The sequence below is a fragment of the Mucilaginibacter sp. P2_A4 genome, assembly GCF_056405015.1.
This window is the reverse complement of sequence record NZ_JBFUCX010000005.1, coordinates 156,593-169,397: the sequence shown is the minus strand read 5'-3', so window position 1 is coordinate 169,397 and position 12,805 is coordinate 156,593. Positions and strand designations below refer to the sequence as shown.

The following is a 12,805-nucleotide window of genomic DNA, read 5'->3' as shown; positions in this document are numbered from 1 at the left end:
ATTAATGCCTAATTACCAAAAGGATGACTAATGACCTGATACCTGATGCACCAAAATTTGAAGTTTCGATACTCTTTGGGCAAAACTACCACACAGAAACACATATAACGGTAAACCAGGGCGGCACAAGTTCTGGAAAAACCTACGCCATTACCCAGGTGCTGCTTTGCCTGGCTTGCCAAACCGCCAAGCTTGTAATTACCATAGTAGGCCAGGATATTCCAAACCTAAAAGCTGGTGCCCTGCGCGATGCACTCAGCATTTACAATAATTCTACCGCATTAAAATCTGCTGTAAAAAATTATAATAAAACCGATCGCATTTTTGAGTTTCATAATGGTACAGGAACAATGGGATAAGCTGGCTCAAAGCTGGGAAGCACAATCCCTTAAACCAGGCGCGTTTATGGATTACGAAGGCATTGTAGACCTATCTGATTTTATGGTTCAGCGTTATTTAACCAAGATACAGGTAGCCAACGAGCGTTTGTACTGGTTGGGTAAAGGCTCAACCAAAGAGGCTACATTCAGCGCCGCATTCCCTGGTTTATTGCCAACTATCGCAGCAGCATCGGGTGTATACAAGGTAGGTTTAGGCAAACCAACAACATCTATGAGCGCTACCGCTATTAATGCTTCGGGTGTGGTAACAGTATCAGACACCTCTACCTTAGCTGATGGCGATGTGGTAACGGTGACCGCAGTAACCGGCACAAGCAAAGATACAACCAATAGCACGCCGGGCATTGATGTACAGGGTCAATCATACTTTATCCAGGTGCTGAGCTCCACGTCGTTTAAACTGGTGCGTAATTATAACGAGGTTAACAGCCGTAGACCTGCTACTTTTACAGGTACATCAACAGCCTCAACCATCAGCTACATTAACGTAAGCAATGTGTTGCAGGTATTGGGCAGCGTTTATGCCCAGCTTGATCCAGCCGACCGTATCCAGGAAGATTTTAACCTGCAGATTCCGTTACATGTGGGTTATGCTTATGCACAGGCACAGGCTAATAAAGCACTGAACGTTATCAACGCCTTTACCGACATGAAAAAGATGGATTACCTGGGTATCCCCTTGCAGATCATGAACCACTGGCAGGCTAACACCATTCTTGGTGCACGCTCATCAAACCTGTTCTTAGGGGTCGATTTATTAGGTGATGCTTCTGAACTATCCACAGTTTACATGAAGCCTTATACCAACGATAACGTAGTACGCATGAAAGCCCGCATGAAAGCAGCCGTGAACTTCAAATTTGCCAACGAACTGTTTTACTTAAGCGCCTAAGCGCTTCGCAGTAGCAGGTAATTAGTATCAAGTAGCAAGATTTTATTATCTGGTAATCTGATGAGTAACTCTTGCCAATAAACCACCCCCTCTTGATACTTGATACTAACTACTTGATACTAAAAATCACTCATTCAATAATTCACCAAATCACTAATTAATTCATGTCAATTTACAATAAAATAAACGCGGGCTTTAAACTGGGTACAGATGAGCCTGTAACATCGGGGATCGAAGATGTGATCTACATTTTTAACCAGGATGATATCACATTAACCTATGATGTTACCAATCCACTGATCATAACCGGTTTAGCGGCTGTAGGCAGTGCTAAGATCTATAAATTTGAAGGCACCAATAATAGTTTCAATACCATGTCTAAACTGGCTAAAACGCAGGTTGGACCACGCTTTACTGAAGAGATCGACTTTAATATAGCTGGATTATCTGTTGATGTTAAAGCGCAGCTAATGGCGATGGGCTATGGCAGGTTACGTGCAATAGCGGTTAACAACTACAAATCAAGCGACTCGGCAATTGAACTATTTGGCGCCGTAAACGGATTGATCCTTACCGATGCAGAACGCAATGCCGCTGATGAAACATTGGATGGTGGTTACAAACTAAAATTAACCAACCCCGATAAGCTAAAAGAGCCTTACCCTCCACGTGCTATCTCTATTTCGGCCGAATCTGGCCCGGCAACATATACCAGTACCATTACCGCCATTGAGGCACTGGTAGCGGCGTAATGAATAATTATTGAATTATTGATTGACTGCATTATTGAATCACTTGTTATTAATTCAATAACTCAATTCAAAACCTAACCCTCTTAATTCAATAATTCATTAACTCAATAATTCAATAATTAAAAAGTCTTATCAATCAATAATTCAATAACTCAATAATCCAATAATTAACATGAAAACCTACCTTCCCCAAATTGAGCGAAGAATATTGGTAAGGCCCAACCAAACATACGGCATCCTTAATTACGATCTCGATAACGCTTACCCGCAACGCATGCTGGAATTGGTGGCCGGCTCGCCCACCGCAAAAGATTGCTGGAACAAGCGAGCAAAATTCATTGCAGGTAACGGTTTCGAGGCACAAGACCTGGGTAAGCAAGTGATAAATGCCAAAGGTTTAACCTTAGCAAGGCTATTAAAAGCTTTGGCTACCGATAAGGCGCTGTTCACCGGTTTTGGTATCCACGTAAACTATAATGCCAATTTTAAAATAGCATCTGTTAACTACGTAAAGTTTGAAGACATCCGGATGGGAGATACCGACTGCCCGGGTACAGCTGATAAATTTGCGGTTTATAACGACTGGGGGCGCAAAACCTGGAAGAATATTATGCGCAGCAAGATCACTTTTTTGGATAAATACAATCCTGATTCTGCAGTAATTCAGCAACAGGCTACCGACGCCGGCGGATGGGATCAATACAAGGGCCAGTTATTATACTTTAATCCCGAAGTTGACGACTACCCTTTAATTGAAGCAGATTCTGTTTGGGAAGACTTTGAAACAGAAGCGGGCATTAAAATATTTAATAACCGGGAAGTAACCACTGGCTTTTTACCATCAACCATGTTGTTTATGCAGGCCCGCCGCGAAGAAGCTGACAATAGCAGGCCCGAAGCGGATGAATTTGCCGGTGTAAATACACCATCGCAATTGGAGAAAGATCTTGGGGCTTTCCAGGGAGCCAAAAGCGCTCAAAAAATTATTGTAATTGAGTACGAGGACGAAAACTCCAAGCCGGAATTTAAAGCCTACCCTATTCAAAACAACGATAAATTATTTGAAACAACAGAAAGATCCGTCGAGGCGCGCATCATCAAAGGGTTTTCGGTACCAAAGGAACTCATCAATGCCGAAAAATCATCTGGCTTAAGCAATGGCGGCGAAAAGAAACAGGCAATCATTGAGTTTAATGACAATACGGCCCCCGACAGATTGGAGCTTTCTGAAACCCTGGCCGAAATATTTAGTCACTTTTATACCACTGTTAACCCATCTGCGAATTGGAATATTGTAACCGTGCCAGCCATAGCTGCCGACGATAATGCAGGTATAAAAGCGGGCAAGAGCATCAACGAACTGCTTGCTTCGGCCATTCCGTTGAAAAACAAAATAGCCACCCTGATTTACGCCTACGGCTTTAAACAGGCAGAGGCAGAAGCAATGTGTAGCTAAAGGCCAGCTCCCCTAAACCCTCCCCAAAAGGAACGCTTAAAAACTTTTCAATTACCCGCCATCCAAAAGTCTCCCCTACTGGGGGAGATTTAGAGGGGGCTAAGAAATCACGCTATGATCTATCTCATTAACCAAACTACATTTCAGCAATTTGAGGATATTGCTATAAACATTAAACCCGAACGCCTGAAGGTATTTATTAAAAAAGCACAGGAACTTGATCTGAAACCATTTTTAGGCCATTCGTTGTATTACGATATTTTATCCCATTTTAATGATGATGGCACCTTAAAAGACGATGCACCGCAAGCCTATAAAGATTTGATAAACGGCACCGAATACCTGGACCAATACGGACATATTGTGCTGTATGAAGGCCTGGCGCCAACCATGGTTTACTTCACTTTTGCCCGCTTTATTGAAAACGACGCGGTACATTACACAGCTACCGGCCCGGTGATTAAACGCCATGAAAATGGCGATCCGCTTTCATCTCCCGAAATTGTAAAATTGGTGCAACAACAACGAAGCGTAGCCAACGCCTATGCAAACGACGTTGAAAAGTTTCTGTGGGATAATAAAGAGGATTTTCCGCTGTGGCGATATAATGCCAAAAACAAAAGCAGCAGGCAGGCGGGTCCGCGCATCAGGGGAATTGATAAAACAGACTTCAATTATCCTGGCAGCTACAATAATTACAATTTAACCATAACCGAATTTTTAAACTGATGGCGACAGATAAAAAAATAAGCGATTTACCTGTAGCATCCCTAATCAGCGCAACCGACAATTCCATCCTGGTAAAAAGTGGCACCGATTATCAATTTGCTTTTAGCACACTGCTACAGTTTATCGGGTCGGAATTACCCGTGGGTGCCAGTATTTCCTTTGGAGCTACCCTTCCCCAGAACATATCGGGTAAAAATGGCGACGTTTTTATCAATACAGCTGCCGGTTCTATAGCACAAAAAATCTCCGCCGTTTGGACAGTAGTTTACACTTTCCCCCAAGGGAACGCTTCAGACGGAACAGTTTTGTATGGCACTGCCAATCCAGGTTCGATTACAGGAAAAAACAATGATACTTACATCAACACATTAAGTGGCATTTTCTACAAAAAATCGGCAGGTGTATGGAGCCAGGCCTTCTCGATGCAAACAGGACCGGCGGGCGCAACAGGGCCACCAGGCGTAACAGGTCCGGCCGGTATTAATGGAAAAACCATCCTAAGCGGCGCAGGCAACCCATCAAATTTATATACAGGTACCGATGGGGATTATTACATTAATACATCCACCTATTACTTTTTTGGGCCGAAAATAGCCGGCGTATGGCCGGTCGGATTCTCGCTGGATAACACGGATGAGGAAGCCATTGCAAACGAAGCCAGTTTAAGAACCTCGGCCGACAATAATCTGCAATCCCAGATAAATGAACTGGCCGGTAGTAGCTTCAATATGACAGCATACATCCAGGCCGCGCCCACGTACGCCGACGAAGCGGCAGCCCTCGCAGGAGGTATAGCTGCATATACGCTTTACAAAACGGCGGAGGGGGAGTTGAGATATAAATTACCAAACGCAGTAACTCCTGAACCGCCTACAAGTGGCGTAGTGGATGATGTTGCGAATACATTTACTTATACAGGAGGTGAAGCATAATGAAACGACCATTAACAGATCACGAATACCAAATAAACGGCGGCGCATGGATAGACTGTACAACAGCCAATAGCACCAACCACGGCGATGGTACATACACTATCCACAACGGTTTAAATGTGGCTATCCCTATTGGCGGCTTAAAAGTACGCGTAAAATCATTGGGAATTAACCCGGAAAGTTCTGCACTATTAAATACCGTTGCATTTAGTACCCCAGCAATCCGTAATTATCAAATTATTTTTAGGGGTGATAGCCTTACTTGTGGTATAGGTACAACAGGAACGGGAACATCTGCAACCGGCGTGTATTTCGGTCCTAATTCGTATCCTGTTAAAACGATAAGTAAATTAACAGGTATCGACGTAACACCATTTTATGGCGGATATCCTGGTGAAACTGCAATTTTCGGAGCCTCACACGATCAGGCAACCACTGTTTCAATTGTTGACAGAGAAAATTATACAGATACTTATTGTATTGTTTTTTGGGGTGCCAATGATCTTGTTTTAGATACTGATGTTGCTTTCAGAACAGCGTTAGCAGATTATTGCACACCTATAAAAGCAGCAGGGGTTAAGGTTATTATTGTCCCCGTTTTGAGTAGAAAGGATAGCTATGCAGCATCTGTAAGCTATATCAACATTACCAGACGGAACAATTTTAATACATGGTTAAATGCTAATTATAGCAACTTTGCCGATGCAGTTGTTGACCTAAGTGGTTCACCGGAAATTTTTGCTGACGATGCACCTGATAACGGTACATATTTTGCGAGGCCGGATACTGATGGTTTGTATGGAGTTCACCTTGCTGATGCGGGTGCCGATATGCTGGCTATTGCTGTTGCATCTACAATTACCACACTAAATGCAACCGCCCCCATTCCGTTTGTCCCGGTTGACTACGCTGCCAACTTTATTGCAGCAGCCGGAATTACCGATAGTACACAGATTTCAGCGATAAACACTTTTGTAAGTTCAATGGTAGCTGCCAAATTATGGCACAAAATCCCTGTAATATATCCTTATGTAGGTGGTACACCAGTAGCCCATAAGTTAAACTTAAGAAATCCGCTTGATACGGATGCAGCTTACAGACAGTTATTTAATGGTGTACCAACACACGACGCCAATGGGGTCACCTGGGTTTCTGGCTCATACGCAGATACTAATTACAAACATAGTATTGCTTTGTTTATTGGTGAAAATGCATCACTACATTATTACTCAAGAACAGCAACACCAGCAAGCGAAGGTATTGATATTGGTTTATATGCTTTACGCACTAATTGGTTAGGTATAAAATTAGGTAGTAATAGTTACAGTAGTGTGAGTGATTCCGATGGTGGAGGAACGCCTGAAACATATACAGCAACTGGGTTGTTTACAGTATCAAGAAATTCACCTACTCAAAGAAGCCTTTACAAAAACGGTGTTCTAGTCCGAGATACATTATCGGCGGTTGGTTTTCCAGTAGCTAACAACCTATACATAGGTGCAGCTAATAATGCCGGATCGCCAAACTACCCATCAAGTCGTAATTGTGCTTATGCGGCAATCGGGCTGGGGTTAACAGCAGATGAAGAGGCAGCACATTATACGATAGTTCAAGCATTTCAAACTGCATTAGGAAGGGCTGTTTAATTAAAAACACCTCTTCCTAAGTCTTTAAGTAGCTTTCCGGCTAAATCCGCGTCAAGATTCCACCAGTTTGAGGTCGTTAGTTTATCTGTTTGACTTTGGTCAAATCTAAACCTTAAAATTCTAGCAGGACTACCAACGACTATCGCAAAGGGCGGGACATCTTTTGTAACCACGGAATTTGCTCCGATTATCGCACCATTGCCAATTTTTACACCTCTTTTGATGATACTATCAACACCTATCCAAACATCATTTCCGATCTCACAAGCCCCTTTTGTTAACTCATGTAGTATATCTTCGTAGAAGATTGCGCTCGTTGAAAAGGCGTTTAAATTATGCTCACCTGGCCCAATCGTTACATTATCAGCTATACTACAATACCGGCCAATATTTGCCTTAGTTACAACGCACCGATTCCCAATGTATACGTAGCTTCCTATTTTGCTAAATTGATCTATAGAAGTACCCTCTCGTACTTCTATATGATGACCTAATAAACTTTCCGGTCGAACAGTTGATGAGTAAATACTGTTACCGATATGGTGTAAATCAGACGACATATTTGAATGAATGCGTATTATATCATCGTCAACAGAAAATATCAAATTTTCATCATGTTTGTGTACGAATTTTCTAAGATAATCGACAGTAGGATAGTCATCCTCACCTGTAAAGCACCTTGCGTCATCTATTAATATTGTATGGTTTTTTATTGGATGCGCAAAAATATGTTTAAGTTCGTTTAAGAGAGGGGTATTGAGACTACCTTTAGCGGTGAAGCCCTCTGAATAATGCCCATCTAACCAGAATAATGTAGGCTTTGAAATACCCGTTAATACCTCTGCTAACACATTTCCGCTATCTCCCCGATAGACAGATACCTTTTTGTGCTGGCTAAATTTAGCTATCGCATTGTTAAAAAGTTGTTCGTCAAGTTCAATGGTTATTAAGCGTTCAAAACTATCTAAGCAGGCGGTAGTCGTGTCGCCTAAAAATGTACCTGTTTCAACAAAAATGGTCGTTCCATGAAGCCTCGCGTAGTCTTTTATAGTAGACTGTTTTACGGGTGGTGGTGGCGGTACTGGCCGACCATTTTTGACCCATTCTTCGATAAGAAAGTCTGTGCTAGGTGTTTTTGAATTTTTACTGGTTTTCATTCGGTATTTATTCCACAGGTAGTAAAAAAAAGTTTTTTTCAAAAATTCTTTTAGCATAAAAATCAATTGTTATTGTAACTGACCAAATATAAACAAAGCGTATAATATACCGCTAATTGATCTCTATGACTACATAGGACTAATATTACTTACTTATAATCATTTCAATAACTTTATGTGATTACAGCCAAAGAGAACAACCACCGTATAGCCTTGCGTATATGTAACTTCTTTTTATACACCCGCCCCCAAACATCAAAAATCACCAAAACAAGGTATAGCCCATCCCCCAGGCTCATACCGCTAAAAAAATAAAAATCATGGAAAAAAAATACACGTTATGGCAACGTATCACCAGTGATACGCCCTCATTTTTTAAGAAAGCACAAATTTTAGGTGCAGGATTGGTAACGCTTTCAATTTCATTAACAGGAATTGGAATTATACCCGTAGCCATCACAGCCGTAATGGCTATGGTTGGCACTACCGTTGCCGCTGTTGCCCAGTTTGCGGTAAAACAAACTGAACCTGGTAATACAAGCTCCAATGAAACTAAGTAATAACGGGGCTAAACTGATTAAAGAGTTTGAAGGTTTAGTACTACACCCATACAAAGACGTAGCCGGTATTTGGACAATTGGATACGGATCTACCAGTTATGCTGATGGTAATACTGTAAAGGCTACCGACAAGCCGATTGACAAAAAACAGGCAAATGAGCTTTTTAGCATCACTCTTAGCCAGTACGAAACCGCAGTAAACAAATTTGTACTGGTGCCGCTTACTCAAAATCAATTCGATGCGCTGGTATCCTTTACTTACAATGAAGGCACCGGTGCATTAAAACAATCTACCTTATTAAAAAAGCTCAATGTTAAAGATTATGCCGCTGCAGCTGACTGCTTTTCTGCCTGGAATAAGATCACAGATCCGCATACCGGTAAAAAAGTAGTTTATGATACTTTAACAAAACGCCGAAACAAGGAAAGTAACTTATTTAAACAGCTATGACAACGCTTGAACAACACGAAATAAGGGGCATTACCCTTAAGAATATTACGGTAACAATCATTAGTACAATAAGTATTGTTGTATCTGTTATGACTACTTATTTCCAGCTAAAGGGCGATATAAAAGATGTTCGGTCTACCCAGGAAACTCAAAATCGTGTCAACGAAATAAGGCTGAAAGTTCTTGAGGGCGAGGTGACTATATTACAACAGGAGGTAAGAGAATTGAAAGACAGTAAAAAATCCTAAAAAAACAAAATGGAGGTAAAATTAAAATAGGTCCATTTTTCGTCGAAAATGAACCTATTCCCCACAAACTAATTTAAAGCTTCAGGTTATCCAGCCTTGAATATATCTCCAGCATAGCAGCCTGGTCAATTAACGCTTTTGCTTTTTTGGGACCTAATAAGTTTTGATCGTCCTTTTCTTCGGCCCAGGTGCGGTTAGCATCATCAATCATAAACTGTAGCTGAGCCTTATTTTTATCAACCTTATACAGTTCAATATAGCCTCGCAGTAATACTGCATTAAACCAATAGTTACCGGGTAATCTCCCATTTTTGTAAAAATGCTTTTCGGCGGCTTTGGCTACACCATGTGCATCGTTAAGATACTTTTTATCTTTGGTTATGTTATATAATATAACTCCTGATTGTAGCATCGTCCCAGCATTATAAGTATAATAAGCAGAGTCAACCCTCATAGACGGCACTCTTATGGCGTCATAATAAACTCCATTAGGCGACAACAAGTGTTGCTTTGTCCAGTTGTAAGTAACAATTGCGGTATCCAGGTAAGCTTTTTTATGGGTAGCCTGGTATAATTGCAAGGCAACCAATACCGCCGGGCCATTTGAACAGGTGTTCTTTCCCTTTTTGTTTCCCTCAACCCAATAAAAGCCGCCACCGCCAACGTTATCATGACCAGATAACAGGAAACGGTATATCATTTCGGATTTATTAAGATATTCCTTTTTATGATTACGGGCGTAAGCATCCATTAAAGCGATAGCAACCCATTCATTATCATCGTAAAAACGGGAATCAATTTTTTCTTTAGTTACCATAGCCTGGTAACCGGGCACAGGTGGTTTAGCAGAATAATACTGATCAATAGCCTTCATAACCGGGGCTATATAATTTTTTGAGGGTTGGCCTGCTTCCATTTCATTTGCGGCCTGCACTAATGCGCACAATGGCCACAAAAACGAATGATTTCCTCTATTGGCTAATGAATCATTTGTTTCCAAATATAGGCCGCTTTTTTTGTCGTAAAACTTATCATAGATATTTTTACTGATGATGGCGATACGGCTTTTGTAATCGGTAGCAGTTTGGGCCCCAGCATTTAAAATAATGGAAAGGCAGATAATTAAAGTTAGTGTGGTGTTTTTCATAGCAGGTATAGGATCAGTTAAATATCTTCCGGGAGGATGCAAACCCCGGAAGATATTCCAAATTTAAAATTTACCGTCGGCTTTTAAAACAGCTGCGGCTTCTATCATCATTACACCGCTTAATTGGGTGGTAAGGTCGGTAGTTCCCGACGGCAGACTTTTCCAATCAGGACTTACAAAAAGCGCTGGGCGACTAATGCCCTTGGTATATAATGTTTGCGCGTTATATTTCAAAAATTTAACATAAGCATCGCGATCAGCTGTACTAACGGCGGGTTCTTCAATTAATAAAGTAAGGTACCTAACCAGGATCCCTTTAAACAAACCGCCATCGCCCTGCCCTTCTGATTTTAGTAACCCACCGGGAGATATATCAGTATCATTAATAGTAGCAGTTGCATTACGTACGGCATCGGCAAGGTAATCGGCATTATTAGTTACCTTATAAAGCGCCAGCGCGGCGCCAATGTAAACACCTTGGTTATAGGTAAATTTATTTTTGCTGATTAGCCCATCGTGATTGCCATTTATACCATCCCAGATGATACCACTTGCCGGATCAACCAAAGTAGCATTGAGCCAGGTGTAAATATTTTTGGCTAAAGTAAGATCCGCGTCGTTCTTTTTTAAGGCATAAAGGCGGCAGGCAAATATGACAGCCGGCGCATTGGCAGGTGTATTTTTATAATCCAGCTGCGATTTACGCCAGGCTATGCCACCACCCTGGTTATTGTTTTGGCCGGTTTTAATATCGGTCCATAATGTGTTAGCCGCATCCAGGTAGTCGTTATCATTTGTGGCTTCGTAAGCGCGGAGGCTTGCCAGGGCAAGCCATTCCATATCATCATAATATTCGTTTTGATATTTATTACCGTTAGTAACGCGCGTACCGTTAAGTAACGATTTCATCCGTTGTTTGTAAACCTCATTTTTGGTTCTCAAATAAGCATCGGTAAAAACATCAAGAGTATGCGCCTGGGGCCAGTAGTTATAGTTGGTGTTCCCAGCGTTATCCTGTACAAAATAGTTCCCGTTTGATGATAAATAGGTACTGTATGTTTTATCCTGTAATGAATCGGCGGTTGCGGCATACTTATAATCAACCGTTGCAGTTTGCTTATTGGGGTAAAGGGGAAAAGGCTTATCCTTTAAACACGAGGTAAGCATCAGCGGAATTAATGCCGCGCATGCCATGCTCTTTATATAGTGAGTTGTGATCTTCATAAATTGTGTTTTAAATTGTGTGCCGATTACTACCGGCACACAACTGATAAATTTATTTATTACTTAACGGTAACTAAATGGGTATACGCAGGTACATCCGCACTCCAGATAACCTTAATATCGGCTTTACCATTATCGGCAGCGTGATTAAATTTAAAGCAGTAATCATACTGTGAATTGTTAACCGGCACCATAAAATAATATGAAGCTGCGGTGGTTGAGGTAGCTGCATTATTATCTGAATTGGTGCTTCCATAATACTGCGTTGAAGTTACACCGGCCGCATCTTTAAGGGTATACATAAACTTGTACCGCTCATCTCTGCCCCATGATTCCTGGTGGAAAACTATGGATGCATTGTCAATTTCCCAACTACTGTTACCAACGTATGGCAAATTAAACCAGATTTTATTATCGGCAGCAAACCATAAACCTACTGATACTATTTGTGTCATTGATGTTGAAGCGGTTGTGAAGTCAACCACTATTTTCTCAACTTTTGTATCGCCTGTAACTGTAGTGCTGCCGTCCTTTAACAATTTAACACCGTCATTTGAGTAAGTTGCAGGGGTACCTGTATTGCGCTCTGCAAAATGGTATACTCCGGCCTTTAAAGAGGTATATGCTTCAAAAACACCGGTTGATGTTTGTTTTAAATGCACTGCTTTGCTCAGGTCGTCCCCGCCTTCGGTAGCCGTTCCTGTTAAATACAGATCGGCAGGAATTTCGCTGAACCCGGCGGCACGCTGCACCTCAATAGTGCGCGACAGGCTGCTTTTTTTAACGTTAATACCTTTAGACGACATTACCGTCCATTTTATTTTACCGGTTTCTTGTGGTTGAATACCTGCCAGGTCCGCAATTTTGTTCAGATCTTTAAATGAGATCGTTAGTTTATTATACAAGCCATTACCATCTGATGGCATGGTGTATATCGGCTTTGAAAAATCCCCCGCAGCTTTATCAAAAGCAACTTCGTACATCACAAGCCCGTTATCTTCGGCTTGTGCCTGCTCCCATTCAAATGATGCCGAACCAGAAGCCGGTTCAAGTTTCAGGAATTTGTTATCGGCCGGGGCAAAAAAGTTATTTACTGCCGATACCTGTGTATGTTGAAGGGTTTTATCTTTTTTGCAACCCGATACAATTATTAGTGCCAATATGCCCGCCATCAGGCAGAAAGTAATTTTTTTCATGATCTTAATTGATT

At 41.5% G+C, this 12,805-nt stretch carries 14 protein-coding genes; 10 read left to right on the top strand and 4 right to left on the bottom strand.

Translation table 11 applies throughout. From position 1 onward, the window contains the following. Nucleotides 1-23 precede the first annotated feature (23 nt). From AC1DYB_RS11810 to AC1DYB_RS11780, 7 genes are all read left to right on the top strand, one after another. The gene (locus AC1DYB_RS11810) at nucleotides 24-359 is read left to right on the top strand and encodes a hypothetical protein (protein ID WP_477397388.1); all 336 of its coding nucleotides are present in this window, start codon (nucleotides 24-26) and stop codon (nucleotides 357-359) included. Beyond that, nucleotides 337-1,293 carry a hypothetical protein gene (locus AC1DYB_RS11805; protein WP_477435094.1) on the top strand — a complete coding sequence of 319 codons (957 nt, stop codon included), beginning with the start codon at nucleotides 337-339 and terminating at the stop codon, nucleotides 1,291-1,293. Before AC1DYB_RS11810 ends, AC1DYB_RS11805 begins: the two co-directional genes overlap by 23 nt. A 164-nt stretch (nucleotides 1,294-1,457) precedes the next feature. Next, nucleotides 1,458-2,045, top strand: a complete 588-nt coding sequence (locus AC1DYB_RS11800) for a hypothetical protein (protein ID WP_477435092.1) — start codon at nucleotides 1,458-1,460, stop codon at nucleotides 2,043-2,045. Nucleotides 2,046-2,217: 172 nt separating this feature from the next. Continuing rightward, nucleotides 2,218-3,501, top strand: a complete 1,284-nt coding sequence (locus tag AC1DYB_RS11795; RefSeq protein ID WP_477435090.1) for a hypothetical protein — start codon at nucleotides 2,218-2,220, stop codon at nucleotides 3,499-3,501. Between the two features lie 114 nt (nucleotides 3,502-3,615). Further along, nucleotides 3,616-4,230, top strand: coding sequence for a DUF6712 family protein (locus AC1DYB_RS11790; RefSeq protein ID WP_477397396.1), 615 nt, complete (start codon nucleotides 3,616-3,618; stop codon nucleotides 4,228-4,230). Next, nucleotides 4,230-5,162, top strand: coding sequence for a hypothetical protein (locus AC1DYB_RS11785; RefSeq protein WP_477435088.1), 933 nt, complete (start codon nucleotides 4,230-4,232; stop codon nucleotides 5,160-5,162). The genes AC1DYB_RS11790 and AC1DYB_RS11785 overlap by 1 nt, the downstream gene beginning before the upstream one ends. Beyond that, the gene (locus AC1DYB_RS11780) at nucleotides 5,162-6,808 is read left to right on the top strand and encodes a GDSL-type esterase/lipase family protein (protein ID WP_477435086.1); all 1,647 of its coding nucleotides are present in this window, start codon (nucleotides 5,162-5,164) and stop codon (nucleotides 6,806-6,808) included. Before AC1DYB_RS11785 ends, AC1DYB_RS11780 begins: the two co-directional genes overlap by 1 nt. Here the strand turns inward: AC1DYB_RS11780 and AC1DYB_RS11775 are convergent. Next, nucleotides 6,805-8,022: a DapH/DapD/GlmU-related protein gene (locus AC1DYB_RS11775; protein ID WP_477435084.1), complete on the bottom strand. Its 1,218-nt coding sequence runs from the start codon at nucleotides 8,020-8,022 to the stop codon at nucleotides 6,805-6,807. The genes AC1DYB_RS11780 and AC1DYB_RS11775 overlap by 4 nt on opposite strands. A gap of 263 nt (nucleotides 8,023-8,285) precedes the next feature. On the opposite strand from AC1DYB_RS11775, the gene AC1DYB_RS11770 reads away from it, so the two are divergent. Genes AC1DYB_RS11770 through AC1DYB_RS11760 form a run of 3 tightly spaced genes read left to right on the top strand, consistent with a single transcriptional unit; the run spans nucleotide 8,286 to nucleotide 9,224 of the window. Beyond that, nucleotides 8,286-8,525: a hypothetical protein gene (locus AC1DYB_RS11770; RefSeq protein ID WP_477435082.1), complete on the top strand. Its 240-nt coding sequence runs from the start codon at nucleotides 8,286-8,288 to the stop codon at nucleotides 8,523-8,525. Beyond that, complete coding sequence (locus AC1DYB_RS11765; RefSeq protein ID WP_477435080.1) at nucleotides 8,512-8,976, top strand: lysozyme; 465 nt, start codon at nucleotides 8,512-8,514, stop codon at nucleotides 8,974-8,976. Before AC1DYB_RS11770 ends, AC1DYB_RS11765 begins: the two co-directional genes overlap by 14 nt. Next, the gene (locus AC1DYB_RS11760; protein WP_295711047.1) at nucleotides 8,973-9,224 is read left to right on the top strand and encodes a hypothetical protein; all 252 of its coding nucleotides are present in this window, start codon (nucleotides 8,973-8,975) and stop codon (nucleotides 9,222-9,224) included. Before AC1DYB_RS11765 ends, AC1DYB_RS11760 begins: the two co-directional genes overlap by 4 nt. A 73-nt stretch (nucleotides 9,225-9,297) precedes the next feature. Here the strand turns inward: AC1DYB_RS11760 and AC1DYB_RS11755 are convergent, their stop codons facing one another. The 3 genes from AC1DYB_RS11755 to AC1DYB_RS11745 all read right to left on the bottom strand — a co-directional run bounded on the left by AC1DYB_RS11755 (nucleotide 9,298) and on the right by AC1DYB_RS11745 (nucleotide 12,791). Beyond that, nucleotides 9,298-10,371: a glycoside hydrolase family 76 protein gene (locus tag AC1DYB_RS11755; protein WP_477435078.1), complete on the bottom strand. Its 1,074-nt coding sequence runs from the start codon at nucleotides 10,369-10,371 to the stop codon at nucleotides 9,298-9,300. 63 nt (nucleotides 10,372-10,434) lie between these two features. After that, entirely contained in the window at nucleotides 10,435-11,595 is a 1,161-nt protein-coding gene (locus AC1DYB_RS11750; protein WP_477435076.1) for a glycoside hydrolase family 76 protein, read from the bottom strand. A gap of 59 nt (nucleotides 11,596-11,654) precedes the next feature. Continuing rightward, nucleotides 11,655-12,791, bottom strand: a complete 1,137-nt coding sequence (locus AC1DYB_RS11745) for a SusE domain-containing protein (protein WP_477435074.1) — start codon at nucleotides 12,789-12,791, stop codon at nucleotides 11,655-11,657. Nucleotides 12,792-12,805: the final 14 nt, after the last annotated feature.